This is a genomic window from Prauserella isguenensis, from assembly GCF_014191605.1.
GTDB lineage: Bacteria > Actinomycetota > Actinomycetes > Mycobacteriales > Pseudonocardiaceae > Prauserella > Prauserella isguenensis.
Genome location: NZ_JACHWU010000009.1, coordinates 1 through 19,012 on the forward strand (window position 1 = coordinate 1; position 19,012 = coordinate 19,012).

At 67.0% G+C, this 19,012-nt stretch carries 15 protein-coding genes, 1 tRNA gene and 2 pseudogenes; 6 read left to right on the forward strand and 12 right to left on the reverse strand.

From position 1 onward, the window contains the following. Positions 1–108 precede the first annotated feature (108 nt). The 7 genes from FHS23_RS21515 to FHS23_RS21545 all read right to left on the reverse strand — a co-directional run bounded on the left by FHS23_RS21515 (position 109) and on the right by FHS23_RS21545 (position 7,703). The gene (locus FHS23_RS21515) at positions 109–1,638 is read right to left on the reverse strand and encodes a hydrogenase large subunit (protein ID WP_183659027.1); all 1,530 of its coding nucleotides are present in this window, start codon (positions 1,636–1,638) and stop codon (positions 109–111) included. Beyond that, positions 1,635–3,065, reverse strand: a complete 1,431-nt coding sequence (locus tag FHS23_RS21520) for a proton-conducting transporter transmembrane domain-containing protein (protein WP_343054163.1) — start codon at positions 3,063–3,065, stop codon at positions 1,635–1,637. Before FHS23_RS21520 ends, FHS23_RS21515 begins: the two co-directional genes overlap by 4 nt. 50 nt (positions 3,066–3,115) lie before the next feature. Then, on the reverse strand, positions 3,116–3,778 hold the full coding sequence (locus FHS23_RS21525; RefSeq protein ID WP_183659031.1) for a hypothetical protein: 663 nt from the start codon (positions 3,776–3,778) through the stop codon (positions 3,116–3,118). Positions 3,779–3,826: 48 nt separating this feature from the next. Then, complete coding sequence (locus FHS23_RS21530) at positions 3,827–4,783, reverse strand: respiratory chain complex I subunit 1 family protein (protein ID WP_183659033.1); 957 nt, start codon at positions 4,781–4,783, stop codon at positions 3,827–3,829. After that, entirely contained in the window at positions 4,780–6,798 is a 2,019-nt protein-coding gene (locus FHS23_RS21535; protein WP_183659035.1) for a proton-conducting transporter transmembrane domain-containing protein, read from the reverse strand. The genes FHS23_RS21530 and FHS23_RS21535 overlap by 4 nt, the downstream gene beginning before the upstream one ends. Beyond that, the gene (locus tag FHS23_RS21540; protein ID WP_343054164.1) at positions 6,795–7,277 is read right to left on the reverse strand and encodes an NADH-quinone oxidoreductase subunit B family protein; all 483 of its coding nucleotides are present in this window, start codon (positions 7,275–7,277) and stop codon (positions 6,795–6,797) included. The genes FHS23_RS21535 and FHS23_RS21540 overlap by 4 nt, the downstream gene beginning before the upstream one ends. Positions 7,278–7,358: 81 nt before the next feature. Continuing rightward, entirely contained in the window at positions 7,359–7,703 is a 345-nt protein-coding gene (locus tag FHS23_RS21545) for an ArsR/SmtB family transcription factor (RefSeq protein WP_183659037.1), read from the reverse strand. 661 nt (positions 7,704–8,364) lie between these two features. On the opposite strand from FHS23_RS21545, the gene FHS23_RS21550 reads away from it, so the two are divergent. The 4 genes and pseudogenes from FHS23_RS21550 to FHS23_RS23445 all read left to right on the forward strand — a co-directional run. Next, entirely contained in the window at positions 8,365–8,658 is a 294-nt protein-coding gene (locus tag FHS23_RS21550; protein WP_183659039.1) for a hypothetical protein, read from the forward strand. Between the two features lie 148 nt (positions 8,659–8,806). Continuing rightward, entirely contained in the window at positions 8,807–10,819 is a 2,013-nt protein-coding gene (gene acs, locus FHS23_RS21555; protein WP_221219943.1) for an acetate--CoA ligase, read from the forward strand. Between the two features lie 569 nt (positions 10,820–11,388). Then, positions 11,389–11,799, forward strand: a pseudogene (locus tag FHS23_RS21560) (recombinase family protein); the annotation flags it as partial. A gap of 48 nt (positions 11,800–11,847) precedes the next feature. Then, positions 11,848–12,933 (forward strand): annotated as a pseudogene (locus FHS23_RS23445) (recombinase family protein); the annotation flags it as partial. Here the strand turns inward: FHS23_RS23445 and FHS23_RS23450 are convergent. From FHS23_RS23450 to FHS23_RS21585, 5 genes are all read right to left on the reverse strand, one after another. Then, positions 12,817–13,224, reverse strand: coding sequence for a hypothetical protein (locus tag FHS23_RS23450; protein ID WP_246382572.1), 408 nt, complete (start codon positions 13,222–13,224; stop codon positions 12,817–12,819). The pseudogene FHS23_RS23445 and the gene FHS23_RS23450 sit on opposite strands and share 117 nt — an antisense overlap. A 391-nt stretch (positions 13,225–13,615) precedes the next feature. Next, a tRNA-Ala gene (locus FHS23_RS21570) sits at positions 13,616–13,688 on the reverse strand. Positions 13,689–13,834: 146 nt separating this feature from the next. Next, positions 13,835–14,638, reverse strand: coding sequence for an ATP-binding cassette domain-containing protein (locus tag FHS23_RS21575; RefSeq protein ID WP_183659043.1), 804 nt, complete (start codon positions 14,636–14,638; stop codon positions 13,835–13,837). After that, on the reverse strand, positions 14,635–15,714 hold the full coding sequence (locus FHS23_RS21580; protein ID WP_183659045.1) for a FecCD family ABC transporter permease: 1,080 nt from the start codon (positions 15,712–15,714) through the stop codon (positions 14,635–14,637). Before FHS23_RS21580 ends, FHS23_RS21575 begins: the two co-directional genes overlap by 4 nt. Then, positions 15,711–16,757, reverse strand: coding sequence for a FecCD family ABC transporter permease (locus FHS23_RS21585; RefSeq protein WP_183659047.1), 1,047 nt, complete (start codon positions 16,755–16,757; stop codon positions 15,711–15,713). Before FHS23_RS21585 ends, FHS23_RS21580 begins: the two co-directional genes overlap by 4 nt. A 109-nt stretch (positions 16,758–16,866) precedes the next feature. Here FHS23_RS21585 and FHS23_RS21590 point away from each other — a divergent pair, with 109 nt between their 5' ends. Further along, positions 16,867–17,862 carry an ABC transporter substrate-binding protein gene (locus FHS23_RS21590; protein WP_183659049.1) on the forward strand — a complete coding sequence of 332 codons (996 nt, stop codon included), beginning with the start codon at positions 16,867–16,869 and terminating at the stop codon, positions 17,860–17,862. 145 nt (positions 17,863–18,007) lie between these two features. After that, positions 18,008–19,012, forward strand: a complete 1,005-nt coding sequence (locus FHS23_RS21595; RefSeq protein WP_183659051.1) for a metallophosphoesterase — start codon at positions 18,008–18,010, stop codon at positions 19,010–19,012.

Consider the following 19,012-nt stretch of genomic DNA (forward strand, 5'->3'; position numbering starts at 1 on the left):
TCTCCGGATAGATGTTGATCTTCTTGGTCGTTGATCCATCTACCGGAGACCTCCCCACATCCCCACACCAGGGCCCGTTCTTAAACAGCTCCTAGGCCGCGGTTGTGACTAAAGGTCGTTGCCGGCGTAGGAGAGGTTGAAGCTCTTATTCGTCGGCGGGAAGTCCGGCACGATCGTGTCGGTCAGTGCGACGGGCAAGGCGGGCCAGTTGAGGAAGCTGGGGTCGACGACCTTGACCCGGCGCAGGGTGCCGTCGGAGGCGAGTTCCACGCGGTGCACGATCGTGCCGCGCCAGCCTTCGACGATGCCGACGCCGGAGCCAGCGGCATGGGGGCCGGCATCCGAGGTGTCGCCCGGAGAGGTCGTCCGGCCGTCGAGAACCTTGACCAGACGTGTGATCAGCTCGATGGAGTGGGCGATCTCCTCAGTGCGGACAGTGAAGCGGGCCAGGACATCGCCCTGAGTGTGGCTGTGGGAGGCACGCTCCCCGGGTTCAGGAAGAGTGGGATGGTCGTGCCGGGCGTCGACGGCAAGTCCGCTGGCGCGGGCCACGTAGCCCAGCGTACCGAGGTCGGTGGCCTGCTCATGAGTCAAGACCGCGGTCCCCGAGAAGCGGTCCCGCACCACGCTATGGCCCAGCGCGAGGCTGGCCAGCTCGGCAATGTCCTCGCCGATGGAAGCCAGCGTATCGGTGTCGGGCAGGTGCCGGACAGCGGTGCCGCCGAGGTGGATGCCGCCACGCAGGAGCCGGTGACCGGCGACGTGATCGTTGATGCGGAGCAGTTGTTCGCGGATGCGGCCAGCGTGGGCGTTGAGAATGCTGTGTCCCGCGTCGTTACACAAGGCGCCGAGGTCGGTGACGTGGTTGTAGAGGCGCTCCAGTTCCAGCAGGATCGCGCGGAGCTGCTGGGCTTGTACCGGGACTGACAGCGACCGGGCGTCTTCGATGGCCTGGCAGAACGCGAGCGTGTGCCCGACAGCCGTGTCGCCGCTGACGCGTTCGGCGAGTTCGAATGCTTCCTCGGGGCGGCGTCCTTGGAACAGCTTTTCCAGTCCTTTATGGACGAACCAGAGGCGGGCTTTGAGGTTGAGGATGGTTTCGCCGACGACCGAGAAGCGGAAGTGGCCGGGTTCGATCATCCCGGCGTGTACTGGCCCCACGGGAATCTCGTAGACGCCGGGGCCTTCGACGGTGCGAAAGGGGTAAGGACCGTCGACGTCGCCGAACTCTGGTGGCTCCCCGGCGTCGTGCAGCATCGGGTACCAGCCTTGGGGCCAGTGGAAGTGCCGGACCAGTCGGCGTGGCAGCGGGTGGTCGTCGGGCACGATGCCGAACAGATCGCGCATTTCGCGTTCGAAGCGGCCGGCGGAGAAGGACAACCTTGCCACGCTCGGCAGGTGCGGATGGTCGCGGTCGAGTGGCACGTGCAGTTCGATGCGACGATCGGTGCCCGCCTGCGTGAACAGGTAGACGGCGCGCAGCGCGTCGCCGTCGTCGTGCCCGGCGATCAGAGCGATCCGGAATCCGGCATCCAGCAGCTCCCCCACCTGTCCGGGGACCGCGTCGGGGCTGATCGTGAGCGCGGTGCGGCGGTAGCCGACCGATTCGCCGTGAGCGTGGTGTTCGGGTGTGGTCATGGTGTTCCCGCGAGGAGATCGGCGGCCAGGGACAGCAACGGGTGCAACGGGCCGGTGGTGACCCCGATCGCGGCGCAGGCCAGGAGGCCGACGACCAGTGCGGCACCGGCGATGACGTTCATTCGGGGCGACGCGGTGGCCGCACCCGGCCCATCGGGCGCGGCCCCGAGCACCATGCGGCTGGTATGGGTTACCAAGGCGGCGGCGATCACGAGGACGAGGACGAGCGCAGCGGCCATCGCCCAGCCGAGTCCTGCGGTGAATCCTGCTCGGGCGATGCCAAGCTCGCTGGCGAACAGGCTGAACGGTGGCAACCCGATGAGGGCGAGGACACCGAGCCCGAAACATCCGGCCAGGACCGGCTGTCGGGCGGCCAGGCCCCGAACCTGGTCGATGCGGCTGGTGCCGGTGATCTGCAGGATGTGTCCGGACCCGAGGAACAGCACGCTCTTGGCCAGCCCGTGGCCGAGGATGTGCAGCAAGACCGCAGCGATCGCGAGTCGTCCGCCGACCGCGGCCCCCAAGGCCAGCAGGCCCATGTGCTCGATGCTGGAGTAGGCCAACATCCGCTTGTAATCACGTTGGGCCAGCAGCAGTGACGCCGAGAGTGCCAGCGAAGCCAGGGCGATCACCACCAGGAGCGTCCGGGCGAAGCCGGTTCCCAGTGCGGCGTCGGCGATCACTTTCACCCGCAGAATTGCGTAGAAGGCCACGGAGAGCAGCACCCCGGACATCAACGCCGACACGGGCGCCGGTGCTTGGCTGTGCGCATCGGGCAGCCACGCATGCAAGGGCGCCAGGCCCGCTTTGGTCCCGAACCCGACGATCAGCAGCACGACGGCGATGCGAGTGACGCCCGGGTCGAGGGTGTGGGCACTGGCAGCCAACTCCGCCCAGTTCAGACCCGCACCGGGAGCAGTGTGCTGCGAGGCGTAGTTGAGCAGGAACGTGCCCAGCAGCGCCAACGCGATGCCCGCTGAGCAGATCACCACGTACTTCCACGCCGCCTCCACCGCGGGACGAGTTCGCCGCTGTCCCACCAGAAACGCGGTCACGATGGTGGTGGCCTCGACCGCGACCCACAGCATCCCCAGGTTCGCGGCCAACACCGCGAGTGCCATCGCCGCCAGGAACAACTGGACCAGCAGGCAGTGCCGAGCGGCGGTGCGCGAACTGGCCCGCCCGGCGATGATCTCGGTACGCAGGTGGTCTGGTGTCGCTGCCGTGGCCAAGAAAGCGATGGCTCCGATCACGACAAGCATGAACGCGCTCAGCGCATCAACCCGCAGCAACCCTGCCAAGACGGTGTGAGGATCGTCGTTGACGACCGCGGCGGAGGTGGCGATCGCGGTGGCGAGCACGAGCGCCGCGCTTGCGGCGCTGACCCAGGCGGTGGCGCGGCGCCATCCCGCCAGCGCGTAGATCACGGCTCCGAGCGCGGGGACGACGACGGGGGCAAGGAGGAGAAGGTGAGTCATCAGTCGTGCAGCTCCCGCAGTTCGTCCAGGTCGGTATCGCCGAACGTGGCCCGCATGCGCGTGGTCAGAATTTGCAGGACCAGGACGGCCAGCAGCACGTCCAGGGACACCCCCAGCTCCACGACGAGTCCGACTCCGGAGGTGGTGAGGAATCCGACTGCGGTGATGCCGTTGTCCATCAGCAGGAAGCCGACCAACTGGGATAGGGCGCGCCGTCGAGTGACCAGCACGAAGAACCCGATCAATACGACGGTCATGCCCACGGCGACGGCCTGCGTCGCCGGTGACGGAGCCAAGGCGACCAACGGTTGGGACACCGCATACCCCAGCAGCGTCAGCACCGCTGCAGCGAGCAGGGACGAGGCGACGTTGACCAGTGGCCGGGTCTCCCGGCGCTCTTCGCCAGCCGCCGCCAGCGCGCGTCGCAGCAACGCGGGAAGCACCCCAGCACGCAGCACTAGGATTCCGACTGCGACGGCCCCCAACTCGATCGAGCCTTCGTGCGCAGCCAGGACCGCGACGAGAGCGGCCAGTGCCAGTCCTTGCAGCGCGAACACGCGGATGATGACGGCCAGTTCCCGGCGCCACAGCACGAGTACAGCAGTGAGCAGCAGGACGCCGCAGGCCAAGTCCAACAGTTGGACGTAGAGGTCGTGACTCATCGCGATCTCAGATGCTCGGTCGTCATGGTGGTTCCCATCGAAGATTCGTCAGTGGGGCTGTGCCAGGAAGAAGGAGGCGGTGACGGCCAGCAACGACAGCAGGAATGATCCGGCCAGCAGCTCGGGCACCCGGAACAGACGCAACTTGGCCAGGAACACCTCCCCCGCAGAGAGCAGGACCCCGAGCAGCACCACCTTGATCACGAAGGCCGCGACTCCCGCGAGCAGGGCGACGGGCGTGGCGGCGGTCGCGATGCCCCACGGAACGAACAGGTTCGCCAGCAACCCGAGAAATGCCGTCAGTCGCATCGCCGAGGCCCATTCGACCAGGCCCAGGTCCCGGCCTGCGTACTCCAGGATCATTGCCTCGTGCACCATCGTCAGTTCCAGGTGCGTGGAGGGGTTGTCCACCGGCAGCCGCCCTGTCTCGGCAATGATCACCACGACCAGGGCCACCGCGGCCAAAAGGCTGACCGGGGAGATCACCCGGGCCGGGTCCTGCAAGGTCGAGGTCACGATCGCGCCCAGATTGGTCGACCCGACTCGCACCGACAACGCGAAGATCGACACCAGCAGTGTCGGCTCGACGAGCGCGATGATGGTCATCTCGCGGCTGGCGCCCATGCCGCCGAACGCGGTGCCGGTGTCCAACCCGGCCAACGCCAGCGCGACGGTGCCCAGCGCCAGCAGGGCGACCACCGCGAACAGGTCTGCGACCGAATCCACGGCGGATGCGGTCGTCACGAACGGGGCCACGATCGCGACGACCACGGTCGTGGCCACTAGCACCAACGGCGCGATCCGGAACACCTCGCTGGTGCCGCGTGGCGTGATGGACTCCTTGCGCAGCAGCTTGCGCAAGTCCCGCCACGGTTGACCGATTCCCGCCCCGGCACGGCCTTCCAGCCGTGCCCGCACCTGGCGCATCACCCCTACCAAGAAGGGTGATCCTGCGACGACGAGCACGAACTGCAGGACCCCGCCGATCACGCCCAACGCGTTCATCGGATCACCACCAGCAGGATCAACAAGCCGCACACGGTGTAGAAGCCGTAGCCGAGGTAGCGGTGCACACTGCCGGTGGCCAGCCGGCGGGCAACACTCCCCCAGGCAGTGATCAATCGCAGAACAGGCTCGTAGAGGCGGCGTTCGAGGCGATCGGGCACGCGCTGGCGGTATTCCACGGCTTGCACGAGGTAGCTCGACTCCTGATGGTGGGTCACGTCGATGTCCTGTTCTGGCTGCACCACGTCGTCGAAGACCCGTTGCAGCGGTTCGGCGAAGGACGTCGCCGTGTACTCCATGCGGGGCGACAGTGGTCCCGCACCGCAGTCCCACAGTCGGGCGGTGCGCCGGGCTCGGCGTGCCGCGATCAGGCGCACCGCTCCGACAAGGACGACGCTGACCACTAGAAGGGCGACGGTCAGCAGCAAGGGCGAGAGCGCTCCCGCGACCCCGTTCAACTGCAGCGTGACCTGCCCGCTCACAGCGGGCTGCGCAGTCCCCAGGGTCATGGTGCTCGCGGAGCCGACCGCGGGCAGGACCACGCTGGGCACCAGGGCCAATGTGACGCAGGCCACTGCCGCAAGCCCCATCCCGGCCAGCATGCTGACCGGGCTTTCGGTGGCATTCGCGGCAGCGCTGCTGCGTGGCCGAGCCAAAAACCCGACTCCGAACGCCTTGACGAAGGTGGCCACGGCCAACCCGGCGGTTAGTGCCACGGCCGCCACGGCCACCGGCATCACGATCGCGGTCGCCGCGCCCGAGGCGGGCAGCCCGTGGATCAGGGCCTGCAACAGCAGCCACTCGCTGACGAACGCGGTTCCTGGCGGCAATGCCGAGGCTGCCAGCGCTCCGAGCCCGAAGCCCCACGTGGTGACTGGCATACCTGCCCGAAGCCCACCCAACGCGTCGAGATCACGGCTGCCGGTCGCGTGCAGCACCGAGCCGGCAGAGAGGAACAACAAGGTCTTGAACGCGGCATGATTGATCACGTGCAGCAGCGCCGCAGACAACGCCACCCCCGCCAGCACATCGTCGCCCGCGGAGGCGAAAAGCCCGGCCGCTCCGACTCCGACCAGCACAAGTCCCATGTTCTCGGTCGTCGAATTGCCCAAAAGCCGCTTCAGGTCGCTGCTCATTGCGGCCTGCAAGATCCCGTAGACCGCAGACAGTGCGCCCAGCACGAGCACCAGCAGCCACCACCATCTGGGGCCGCCGCCCAGCAGGTCGAAACCGACCCTGGCGATGCCATAGATACCGAGGTTGACCATCGCTGCCGACATCAGCGCCGACACATGACTCGGGGCCTCGGGATGCGCCCGCGGCAACCAGGCGTGCAGCGGCAAGATCCCGGCCTTGGATGTGAACCCCACCAGAGTCAACACGAACACGACGTTGGCCACGACCGGCGACAGATTCGTTGCAGCGGCCCGCAAAGCTGGGAACGAGTCATCGGCGGAATGCGCCACCAGCACGAGCAACCCGATCAGGATCGCCACCATGCCCAGATGGGTCATCACCGCGTACCAGCGCCCGGCGACCGCCACGGTGTCGCGCTGCTGATGCTCGGCGAGCACCAGTACCAGCGAGGTCAGCGCCATCAGTTCCCAGCACACTAGGAACGTGCCCACGCTGGCCGCCGCCGGAACCAGCAGCATGGCCAGCACGAACAGCGGCAACACCGCTTGGACGCCCCGGCCGTCGAGTCCGTGGCGGGCATAACCGATGCCATACACCGCGACCGCGATCGCGACACCCCCGGTCACAACCAGGAATAACCCGCTCAGCGCGTCTACCGCAAACGACACACCAAACAACGGCAACAGCGCGGGGATCTCCACCGAGTACGCCTGTCCGGCCACAGCAACAGCCCCTGCCAGCACGCCAAATGCCCCAACGAGCACCGTCCCGACTCCGACAGGGACGAGACGAAGTCGTCGCGGAGTGATCAGGGCGAGCAACGCGCTCAGCACACCGACGGCCACGGCCGCACCGAGGCCCGCATGGACGAGGTTCATCGACCAGTCAACTTCCGCAAGCCCTCGACGATCTCCTCCGGGCGAGGCGGACAACCCGCGATCTCCACGTCCACAGGCACCACGTCCCGCACGGCACCCGTGACCCCGTACGCCTCGGCGAACACTCCGCAGTTCCGGGCGCAGTCGCCGACGGCCACAACGAACTTCGGCTCCGGCAGCGCCTCGTAGGTCCGCCGCAGTGGCTCGGCCATGTTCCGAGTCACCGGGCCGGTCACTAGCAGCGCGTCCGCATGACGAGGCGAGGCCACCAGCCGAGCACCATAGCGTTCGGCGTCATACACCGGCCCGAACGCAGACCCAATCTCGACCTCGCAGCCGTTGCACGACCCGGCATCCACATGCCGGATCTGCACCGAACCACCCAACTCCGCCGCAACCGAAAGCTCCTCGCTCGGCTGCGACGGTGCAGGCTCGGCGACCCGACCCGTCCTGCGGATCTTGCGCCACAAACTCAACACACTGTGCTCCCAATTCCTCTTCGGAGGGGAGCGGTCACCCTGCCGATCGGCAGGACCCCGGTACGGCAGGGTGACCGCAGCTCACGCGCTCGCGGACGCGCCAGGATTGCGTAGGTCGTCCAGCAGCTCGGCCTGCCCGGACAGCACCTTGGTCAGGATTGTCCGCGCCACCGCCAACAGTTCCGCCACATGCGGACTCGTCAATGAGTAGTAGACGGCGGAGCCTTCCTTGCGCGTGGTGACAAGCCCGGCCCGGCGCAACACCGCCAACTGCTGCGAGAGGTTTGCCGACTCGATCCCGACCTCCGGGAGCATTTCGGAGACGGCATGCTCACGCTCACTCAGCAGCTCCAGCACCCGAATCCGCGCAGGATGTCCCAGCGTCTTAAAGAACTCAGCCTTCAGCTGATACAGCGGCGTGCTCATCCAGCTCCCTCCACGGAACCCTCGATGCGTGTCCACCACCAGCGTGCACACGCCAGGCCCCGGCCTGCGCCTGCCCGACGAAGTCGAGTCCTACGCATCGATCCCTCCGCGCCGCTCAGCCGAACACAAGAAGTCAGCAATTGCAAACCTTAGCAATTATTTACTCCGGGAAGGCACGCGGGGACAGACGTCATACACCGCAACAAGACTGCACGAAGCCAGTCCGACAGCAGGCGGATGGAGCGGATAGATCGCCATCCCTGCCCACCACGCCTCGGTTCGAGGCAAGCACGCGAGCTGGCTTTAAGTTAAGAGAGCGGGAGCAAGCGGCGCGGCGATCCAGCACTGCCATCCGCCCGCGCCCGCTCGGTGACCTCGGCTCGCGCCGGGAGCTACGAGGCGAAACCCGAGGGGCAGGCAGCTATGACGGAGCGGCGCGACTGGCATCAGCGCTGACGTGCCCGGGGGGCATCTCCGGAGATACGATGGATTTCACCAAGACGCTGACTGTCGGCTTGCTACGAGCAATCGAGTCCGCCACGGATGACGTCCACTAGAAGATCCGCTGGGCGCCGATGTGATCAAGCAGACATGGGTGGCGCACTCAGGACCTCGTGGAGGTGGCCCCCTCCCCGAGGAGACCTGGAACGGGTGGGCGGCGATGGCGATGACACAGCAGTACCTCGCCGGTGAACTGTCCCTGCGCTTGGCGCAGCTGCAGACACTGGCCGCGGACGAGACCTCGCTGCGTAGGGTCGCGTCGCTGCGTCACCACGCGGAGACCGACCCGCTGACCGAGCTGGCCTCGATCGCCAATCGTGCGATCGACCTCGCCGATGTCTTGTGCTGGAGCTCAGTGACACGCGGAGACGTGGCCTCGTTCAACCGCGAGGCCGCGGTGTCCGCCGAGCTTTACGAATTCAGCGTGTGCGCTGGGCTGCTCACCGAGGGCTAGCGCCGAAGCCCTCCCAGATCGAAGTTACCTACGGGAGGTTAAGCCATGACCACAGCACATGAGCCGCAGGTCTCCGAGGCGCAGATCTCCGTCCATTGGCGTGAGGAGGAGTACTACCAGCCGCCGGCGAGGTTCATTGGCCAGGCGAATGCGGCCGATCCGGCTATTTTTCGAACGCTTTAGCGAACAGTACTTTCCCGACTGCTTCAAGGAGTACGCGGAACTGCTCACCTGGGACTCCTACTGGCACACCATCCTCGATTCCAGTAACCCACCGTTTTGGAAGTGGTTCGTCGGGGGTCGGCTCAACGCCTGCTACAACTGCGTCGACCGGCACCTGGCCACGCGACACAACGAGGCAGCCCTGATCTGGGTACCCGAGCCTGAAGGCGAGACCACGCAGGCGATCACCTATCAGGAGCTATACCAGCAGGTCAACGAGTTCGCCGCCGTGCTGCGCGAGTTCTGCGGCGTCGAGACCGGCGACCGGGTGACCTTCCACCTACCGATGGTTCCGCAACTGCCCGTTGCCATGCTCGCCTGCGCCAGGCTGGGCGCCATCCATTCCGAGGTGTTCGGCGGGTTCAGCGGTGCGGCGTGTGGGGACCGAGCCGCTGACGCGACCAGCCACGTCCTGGTGACGATGGACGGTTACTACCGGAACGGTCAGCTGGTCGATCACAAGGCCAAGGCCGACGAGGCTGTCGCGACCGCCCACGAGCGCGGCCACGAGATCGACAAAGTGCTCGTGTGGCGGCGGCACCCCGGTAGCTACGGGTCGCAGAGTCCGATGGTCGAGGGCCGGGACTTCTTCGTCGACGAGTTGCTCGCCGAGCAGCGCGGGAAGGTGGTCGATCCCGTGTCGATGCCCGCGGAAGCCCCGCTGTTCCTGATGTACACCAGCGGCACGACGGCACGGCCCAAGGGCTGCCAGCATTCGACCGGCGGGTATCTCGCCTACGTGGCGGGCACCTCGAAGTACTACCAGGACATCCATCCCGACGACACGTACTGGTGCTGCGCGGACATCGGGTGGATCACCGGGCACTCCTACATCGTCTACGGGCCGCTGGCACTGGGCACCACGAGCGTGATGTACGAGGGCGCACCGGCCTATCCGGATCCTGGCCGGGTCTGGCGAATCGCCGAACGGCTCGGGGTGAGCATCTTCCACACCGCGCCGACGACGATCCGGATGCTGCGCAAGCTCGGCCCGGACGAGCCGGGCAAGTACCACTACCGCTTCAAGCACATGACGACGGTGGGCGAGCCGATCGAGCCGGAGGTGTGGCGTTGGTACTACGAGACCGCCGGCAAGCGCGAAGCAGCCATCGTCGACACCTGGTGGCAGACCGAGAACGGGGGATTCCTCGGCAGCACCTTGCCTGCCCTGCAGCCGATGAAACCCGGTAGCTGCGGTCCCGGCGTACTGGGTATCTACCCGGTGATCTACGACGAGGACGGCAACACCGTCGAGGCCGGGAGCGGTCAGGCGGGAAACATCTGCATCCGCAACCCCTGGCCCGGGATCTTCCAGACCATTTGGGGCCAGCCGGAGCGGTTCGTCGAGACCTACTACCAGAAGTACTGCCGCGACCCCGAGAGCAAGGACTGGCACGACTGGCCGTACTTCGCCGGTGACGGCGCCGTGCAGGCCGCCGATGGTTATTTCCGGATCCTCGGCCGGGTCGATGACGTGATCAACGTGGCTGGCCACCGGCTCGGCACCAAGGAGTTGGAATCGGCCAGCCTCACCGTCGAGGAGATCGCCGAAGCCGCCGCGGTCCCGGTTGTCGACGAGCTCCGTGGGCGGGCCGTCGAGATGTATGTGTCCCTGAAACCGGGGTTGAAGCCCAGCAAGGACATCGAGGACAGGGTCGCCCAGGCGATCGACCGCGAGATCGGCAAGATCGCGCGACCAAAGAACGTCTGGGTCGTCACCGACATGCCCAAGACCCGCTCCGGGAAAATCATGCGACGCGTCATCGCAAGCATCTCCAACTTCGGCGACGTCGGGGATGTCTCGACACTGGCGAACCCGGAGATCGTTGACGACATCCGCCACCACATCCAGAGCGACAAACTGGCCCACGGCGATGTCCCCCGCCAGCTCACACCACAGGAAGCCGAGGAGATCCAATCGTTCGGCCGGGTCGAATAGTCGCTGGCCCCGCCGGGCCGGTCATGTCCCCACCCGGTTGGCCCGCTGAGACTCGTCGACTTCCTGGCTTGGAGGGGCATCGAGTCGAGCTACCGGCCGGCTAACCGCAAGACACCCTCGGCGCTGCGGTGGGCGGTGGAGAGCTGGGAAACGGGAAGTTGCGCAACCAGGCGTCAACTAAGTACGAAGTTCCGCAACCGACATACCAGCAGCATGTACCCCGACCCCGACAACGTGCGATCAGCGCGTTACGGACCGTGGACTATGAAGCGAGTCGACCGAAACGAACCCTGGGGCCGGTTTGCCGCACACGGCCATGTCCGGGGTGGTTTCCTGGTCGAACTCGCCTTTGGCGACGCCGTCTAGGAAGGCTACGACCTCCGCCTCGGTGAACTTCAGCTCAGCGCCGGTCCCGGAGGGCTGGGGCACGGTGCCGCGGAAGGCGTACATCCCGTCGGTGCGGCGGGTCATCTCCAGGCAAAGACCGACGGTCTCACCGGAGCGCACCCCGGTCAGGAAGGTGTCGAACTGCGTCTCAGTGAACAGAGTCTCGACCCGGCTGGCACACGGTCATGCGGTGTTCCGACCATGCGTCCGGCGGAACGTTGAATCGGCCAGGGCTGCAACGCGTTCTGGACGCCGCACGCGCAGGATTGCTCGACGTCCTGCTGGTAGGCCACGTCCACAGCCTGTCCCGCAAGGAGCGTCACCTCCACTTCCTGTTCGGAAAACTCGACTCGTACGGCGTGGTCTTCCACTCGGCCCTCGACCACTCCTTCGACACCTCGACTCCCACGGGCCGGTTCCAGATGCAGATGCTGGGCTCTTTTGCCCGGTTCGAGGAAGAAGGAGCGCTCGAAGATCGCCGTGCTGCACGAGGCTCCAGCGCCGGGTTGAGCAACGGCTGTTCGCCTGGCCAGGACCTGGGCCGCTCGGTCACTGGCCGACAGGTTGGCCAGAGCGCCGCTATTAACCAGTGAGCCCTTGGACGAAATCCGTTTGCTCACAACGAATCACGAAGGGCTGTCATGACCAGCGCATACGCTGACTCCAACGACGAGTTGCAGCAGGATATCGCTGTTCCTGTCGAGCACCCTGCGGATGGCGTGGAACCAGGGACGCGTGCGGTGATCTACCTGCGCGTGTCCTCCACCGGGCAGGTCAAGACCGACTACGACCCCGAGGGCATCTCCATCCCGGCCCAGCGGGAGGCGTGCCTGCGCAAGGCCAAGGACTTGGGCCTGACCGTCATCGATGAGTACGTCGAGCCCGGCCGCTCGGCGACGGAGATGACCAAACGGGAAGCATTCCAACGGATGCTGGCCCGTGTGCGCGGCCAAGGCGATGTCGACTACGTCATCGTCTACATGCTCTCCCGCATGGCACGGAACCGCTACGACGACGCCATCGTCATGGCCGACCTCCGCAAACGCGGCGTCACGCTCGTCTCCGCCACCGAGGCAGTCGATGACTCGCCTGTCGGACAGCTCATGCACGGCATCCTGGCCACCTTCAACGAGTACCAGTCCCGCCAGTCCGGCGCCGACATCGCCAACAAGATGGGTCAAAAGGCGCGCACTGGCGGGACTCTCGGCCGCGCCAAGATCGGGTATCTCAACCACATCGACCACTCCGACGGCCGGGTGATCCGCACCATCGTCCTCGACGACGAACGGGCACCTTTCGTACAGCTCGCTTTCGAGCTGTACGACACCGGGGACTACACGCTCGATGAGCTGGCCGACGAACTCTACGACCGCGGCCTCCGCACGCGACCCACCGCCAAGCACCCGGCGAAGAAGGTCTCGATCAACAAGCTCTCGCAGATGCTGCGGGACCGCTACTACATCGGCTACGTGACCTACAAAGGCGAGGAGGTCCGAGGCCGACACGAGCCGTTGATCGACGAAGACCTCTTCGACCGGGTTCAGGACCGGATCAACTCCCGATCCGCGGCCAAGGAGCGGCGCCGGCTGCACCACCACTACCTCAAGGGCTCACTGTTCTGCGGGCGCTGCCGACGAGCAGGGGTGACCCAACGGATGATCATCCAGCGCACCATCAACTCCAAGGGGGCCGAGTACCTGTACTTCTTCTGCCGCAACCGGCAGAACAGCACCTGCGACGCCCCGCACGTCAACGCCGAACTCGTCGAGGACGCCATCGAACGGCACTACGCCACGATCCGCTTCAGCCAGGCGTTCATCAGCGACGTGCGAGCCCAGATCGACACCGTCATCAGTGAACAGGAAAAGTCCGCACGGCTGCTGCACCAGCAGCTCTCCACCCAGCTCGCCGAACTCGACACCCAGGAGGAGAACGTGATCGACCTGGCAGCCGACGGCACCCTGCCGCAAACCAAGGTCAAAGCCAAGCTCCGCGACATCGAACGCCAGCGACGGCACCTCACCGGGCGCCTGGCCACCGCCTCCGCCGACCTCACCGATGCCGCCCGACTGATCGACGTGAGCCTGAAGCTGCTCGAACGCCCCGAGGACCTGTACCGGCGGTGCAACGACGAGCAGCGGCGCCTACTCAACCAGGCGATCTTCCACAACATCTACATCGAGGACGAGGAGGTCACCGACCACGACCTCCAGGAACCCTTCAATCAGCTCCACGCCATCCAGCAGACGCAACGGTCAACGCACGCACAGCACACCATGCCCGCCATTCCGGAGCCCCGAGACAGCAAAAAGGCCACCCGCCAAGCGGGTGGCCCATCCACGCCTTCCGGCGTTGAGGTACTACTCCAGGGCCTTCAATCAGGCACGTGTTCTAGTAGTACCTCTAAGGTGGAGCTAAGGGGATTCGAACCCCTGACCTTCTCACTGCCAGTGAGACGCGCTACCAACTGCGCCATAGCCCCGTATGTCTGTTCGCGGCTCTCACCGCTGCCTGTGCGAAATAATGTACCCCATCGCCCGCAGGCACCCGCACAGGGGGTCCGCCTCGCGCAGCCGACGCGGCCGGACCCGCCGCCGACCGGCGTCGCACGGCCTCGTCATGCCTCAGTCAGAGCTCGTCGCGCAGGTGGGCGCTGATGGGCAGCACGAGCGGGGTGCCCGCGACCGGGTCGGACACGACCTTCGCGTCGAGGCCGAAGACGTCGGAGAGCAGGTCCTCGGTGAGAACCTCATCGGGTGTGCCCCGGGACACGACGGCGCCGTCGTGCATGGCGACGAGCGTGTCGGCGTAACGGGCGGCGAGGTTCAGGTCGTGCAGCACCATGACGACCGTCGTGCCGCGTTCGGTGTGCAGCCGGTGCACCAGGTCGAGCACGTCGACCTGGTGGGCGAGGTCGAGATAGGTGATGGGTTCGTCGAGCAGCAGCAGTGACGTCTCCTGCGCGAGGGTCATCGAGATCCACGCGCGTTGCCGCTGACCGCCGGAGAGTTCGTCGACGGCGCGGTCGGCGTAGGCGCTCATGCCCGTGACCGAAAGCGCGTGGGCGACGGCCTCCTCGTCGCCGGACGACCACTGCCGGTACCAGTGCTGGTGCGGCTGCCGACCGCGCGCGACGAGGTCGGCGACGGTCAACCCGGCCGGGGCACTCGGGGTCTGCGGCAGCACGCCGACGGCCTTGGCGACGTCCTTGGTCGGCAGCCGGTCGATGCGTTTCCCGTCGAGGAGCACAGATCCGCTGCGGGGACGCAGCAACCGTCCCATGCCGCGCAGCAGCGTCGACTTGCCGCAGCCGTTGGGCCCGATGATCACGGTGACGGACTCGTCGGCGACGTCGAGGTTCAGGCCGTCGACGACGATCCGCTCGTCGTAGCCGAGCCGGACGTGCTCGGCCTGCAGTCGGGGCGTGGTCACGCGCGGGCCTCCTTGCGCGTTCGCAGGAACAGGAAGATCAGGTACGGCGCGCCGAGGATCGCGGTGAGCACGCCGACCGGCAGGCCGGGCGTCACGGTACGTACCGCGAGGTCGGCGCTCACGGTCAGCAGCCCGCCGAGCACCATCGAGCCGACGATCGGCGGCTGCGGGCTGCGGACGAGTCGCAGCGCGATCTGCGGCGTGGCCAGCGCGACGAACGTGATCGGCCCCGCCACGGCGGTCGCCACCGCGGCAAGGGCCGCTGCGAGCAGCAGCAACGTCGCCCGCGCCCCGTCGACGCGGATGCCAAGGCCACGGGCCGTGTCGTCGCCGAACTGCAGCCCGCCGAGGGTGTGCACGCCCGCGATCGTCACCGGGACCAGCAGCGCCAACGCCAGTGCCAGCGGCCCGAGCGCCTCCCAGCCGACGGCGGCCAGGTTGCCGACGATCCACGTGGTCGCGCGCGTGGCGTCGTCCACGTCGCCGACGGTCAGCAGCCAGTACACGACGTTGTTGCCGATCGCGGCCAGGCCGATCCCGACCAGCACCATCCGGTAGCTGTCCAGGCCCCGCCGCCACGCCAGCGCGTACAGCAGCAGCCCCGCCAGCAGGCCGCCCGCCAGTCCGGCCAGCGGCACGCCGAGTTCCGCGACCATGCCGCTCACCTGGCCCGCCGACCCGCCGAGCACGATCACCGACACCGCGCCGACACCCGCGCCCCACGTGATGCCGAGGATGTCCGGACTGGCCAGCGGGTTGCGCGCGACCGTCTGGAACAGCGCCCCTGCCAACCCGAACGCGGCGCCCACGAGCACACCGGCGAGCGTGCGGGGCAACCGCAGGTCGAAGATGATGCCCGTCTCGGCGCGGTCTCCCCCGCCCGCCAGCGTGCGCAGCACGTCCAGCAACGCGATGTCCGAGCTGCCGCGCCCGATGTTCAACGCGGCGACCAGCACCAGCAACACCAGGCAGATCACGGGCACGAGCACCGACCGGGGCCGGAACGAGGCCGCCAGCCCGCCCACCTGCACCTGCTTGCGGCCGGGTACGGATTCGATGTCACGCACGGCACTCATATCTTGCTCAACCCTCGCCGCCGGACCAGATGAATGAACCCGGGCGCACCGACGGCGGCCAGCAGAATGCCGACCTCCAGGGTGTCGCCCGCGATGAGCCGCCCGAGCACGTCCGCGAGCAGCACCAGCACCGCACCGAGCAGTCCCGCGCACGGCACGAGCCACCGGTAGTCGGGCCCGGTGAGCACCCGCGCGATGTGCGGCACGAGCAGCCCGACGAACGCGATCGGACCACACGCCGACACCGCGGCGCCGACCAGCAGTGTGATCGCGACGATGCCGAGCAGCCGGGTGCGGCGCACGTTGCGGCCGAGCGCGGTCGACACGTCCTCCCCGAGCGCCAGGCTGTTCAGGCCCGGTGTGTTGGCCAGGGCCAGCACGAATCCGGCGATCAGGAACGGCGCCAGCTGCCCTGCCACGGCCAGTTCCCGGCCCGCGATCGACCCGACGTGCCAGAACCGGTAGGTGTCCATGCCTTGCCGGTCGGTCAGGACGATGGCCGAGATCAGGCCGTAGAGCAGGGCGCTGACGGCGGCGCCCGCCAGCGCGAGCGTGACCGGCGTCGCACCTCCGCGCACGGTGCCGAGCACGAACACGAGCACCGCCGCGACCAGCGCACCGGCGAAGCCGAACCAGATGTAGGAACCGAGTGCGGTGACGTCGAACACGACCACGGCGGTGACCACGCCCAGCGCAGCACCCTGGTTCACGCCGAGCAGGCCCGGGTCGGCCAACGGATTGCGCGTGTGGCCCTGCATCAGCGCGCCGCCGACGCCGAGCGCGAGGCCCGCGAGGATGCCGAGCACGGTGCGGGGCACGCGCAGCGACCGCACGATGATGTCGTCCTCACCACCCGCGGGCGCCACCAGCGCCTGCCAGACCGCGTCGAACGGCACCGGGTGCGCGCCGTAAGCCAGACTGGCCGCCGAGGCGAGCAATAGCGCCCCCAGCAGCGTGACCAGGCACAACAATCGCCTGGTGCGCCGCCGGTGCAGCGCACGCCGACCCGTCGGGGCCGGATCCGCCGCGAGCGTGGCGTTCATCTCGTCCGCTCCTGGTTTCGTCGTGACGCCCCTTTCGCACCGGGCGTCGCTCGTCTATGGTCCCTGAACCTGTTAGGGAAGCCTAACCGAAACGGAAAGGTGGGCACTCATGCTCCTGTCTTACAGACGGCGCACGGCCGTCACGGCCGCGGCCCTCGGACTCGCGGCATGCCTGGGCCTGACCGCCTGCGCGTCGGAGGAAGGGGCGTCGTCCGGTGGCCAGGGACAGTCCGGCTTCCCCCGTACCGTCTCCGACGCCATGGGCGAGACGACCATCGAGACCAAGCCGCAGACCGTGGCGGCACTGGACTCGAGCTTCGCCGACGCGGCGGCCGCACTCGAGACCGAGGTCGCGGCGTACACGAAGTACCCGTCGTCCGACGGCCCGCCGGAATACCTCGGTGACGACCGCAAATACCTGGAAGGCGGCAAACAGGTCGGCGAACTCGACTCCCCCGACGTCGAGGCGCTGTACGACATCGCCCCGGACCTGATCGTCTCGGCCAAGATCCGCCACGAGCAGATTCACTCCAAACTGTCCAATGTGGCCCCGACGGTGTTCAGTGAGTCGACGGGCGCCACGTGGAAGGAGAACATCCGACTGCTGGCCGAAGCGCTCGGCAAGGAGAAACTGGCCGAACAGAAGATCGGCGCCTACGAGGAGCGGGCCAAGGCGATCGGCGACGCGATCAAGAAGAAGGAGGGCGAGACGCCCACGTACTCGCTCGTGCGGTTCATCGAGGGTGAGCAGACCGTGCGGCTGTATGCGAGCGAGTCCTTCCCCGCGCTCGTCATGCGCGACGTGGGCCTGAAGCGGCCGAAGGGCCAGCCGGACACCTCCGACGAGATCAACGTCGACGTCAGCCAGGAGGACATCGGCAAGCTCGACGCCGACCGCGTGTTCGTCTCCTCCTACGCCGACGAGACCCAGCAGGCGGCCGATCCGCGCAAGAAGTTCGAGTCGAACCCGCTGTGGAACCGGCTGTCGGGCGAGATCACCGACGTCGACGACGAAACCTGGTACGTCTCGGTGAGCCTGCAGGGCGCGCACGCCATGCTCGACGACATCGCCGAGCAGTACGGCGTCGACCCGGCTCGAGGCTGAACGGACGGCGACGGCGGGCAGCACCCGGACGCGGCCCGCCGTCGCCCGGCGAGTCGGACATCGCCGCCCGAGCGAGGCGCGACCGACCGCACAGCAGCGCAGGACTCACAACCTCCGAACGGATCTGGTGAACCGCTGACGAACCGTGCCATGGTCTCCCCGACTGCCGGTATCCTCTGGGGAGGAATTAGCTATGGCGCATTTACGCACACGATTCCAGCGTTTCACCGCTGTCGGTGCAGCGATATCACTCGCACTCGTCGCAGCACCCACCGTTGCCCATGGGCAAGCTCCGCACGCCGCACAGCAGGAAGATTTCAGCATCGTCGTCCTGCCGGACACCCAGTACAATTCCAAGAGCTTTCCGACGGTGTGGGACTCGACCGGGAAATGGATCGCGGCCGAAGCAGAGTCACGCAACATCCGCTACGCCCTGCACGTGGGGGACGTGGTGCACAATTCGGATGAGGCCATCCAGTGGCAGCGTGCCGTCAACGGCATGGACTACCTGCACAACGCCGTGCCGTACATCATCGGGCCGGGCAACCACGACATGGACGACGCGGCGAACTCGCGCGATGCGACGGCGTTCAACGAGAACTTCCCACGGTCCGAATTCGCCGATCTTCCCTCGTTCGGCGGCACGTACCCCTCCGACGGAAACGACAACAGCTACCACACTTTCTCGGCCGGCGGCACCGATTGGCTCGTTCTTGCGCTGAAGTACGAGCCCACGGACGCCGAACTCGAGTGGGGCAACCAGGTCATCGCCGACCATCCAGACCATCAAACGATGGTCGTCACGCACTCGTACCAGAAGGGCGACCAGCGCAACGAGACCGGCGAGGAGGTCTGGAACAAGCTCGCCTCGAAACACGAGAACGTGTCCTTCGTCTTCTCGGGACACCATGTCGCGGCGGGAATGATCGAAAGTGAGGGCGAGAACGGGAACACGGTGTACCAGGTCCAGGCCGACTACCAGGACCCGGACAATCCCGATCCCAACAGCTTCCTGCGCTACATGCGCTTCAGCCCAGCCGACAAGACCGTGAAGGTCACCACGTACTCGCCGCACCTCGACGAGAACAAGGGCGACGCCGACAATGAGTTCACGATCGAGAACTTCGAGTTCCTGACGCCCACCGGCTGA

Bases quoted from the DNA above. Each gene is read 5' to 3' on its own strand.
- FHS23_RS21515 (WP_183659027.1), bottom strand. From the start codon at position 1,638: ATGACCACACCCGAACACCACGCTCACGGCGAATCGGTCGGCTACCGC.
- FHS23_RS21525 (WP_183659031.1), bottom strand. From the start codon at position 3,778: ATGAGTCACGACCTCTACGTCCAACTGTTGGACTTGGCCTGCGGCGTC.
- FHS23_RS21530 (WP_183659033.1), bottom strand. From the start codon at position 4,783: ATGAACGCGTTGGGCGTGATCGGCGGGGTCCTGCAGTTCGTGCTCGTC.
- FHS23_RS21535 (WP_183659035.1), bottom strand. From the start codon at position 6,798: ATGAACCTCGTCCATGCGGGCCTCGGTGCGGCCGTGGCCGTCGGTGTG.
- FHS23_RS21545 (WP_183659037.1), bottom strand. From the start codon at position 7,703: ATGAGCACGCCGCTGTATCAGCTGAAGGCTGAGTTCTTTAAGACGCTG.
- FHS23_RS21550 (WP_183659039.1), top strand. From the start codon at position 8,365: ATGGCGATGACACAGCAGTACCTCGCCGGTGAACTGTCCCTGCGCTTG.
- acs (WP_221219943.1), top strand. From the start codon at position 8,807: ATGCGGCCGATCCGGCTATTTTTCGAACGCTTTAGCGAACAGTACTTT.
- FHS23_RS21580 (WP_183659045.1), bottom strand. From the start codon at position 15,714: ATGAGTGCCGTGCGTGACATCGAATCCGTACCCGGCCGCAAGCAGGTG.
- FHS23_RS21585 (WP_183659047.1), bottom strand. From the start codon at position 16,757: ATGAACGCCACGCTCGCGGCGGATCCGGCCCCGACGGGTCGGCGTGCG.
- FHS23_RS21590 (WP_183659049.1), top strand. From the start codon at position 16,867: ATGCTCCTGTCTTACAGACGGCGCACGGCCGTCACGGCCGCGGCCCTC.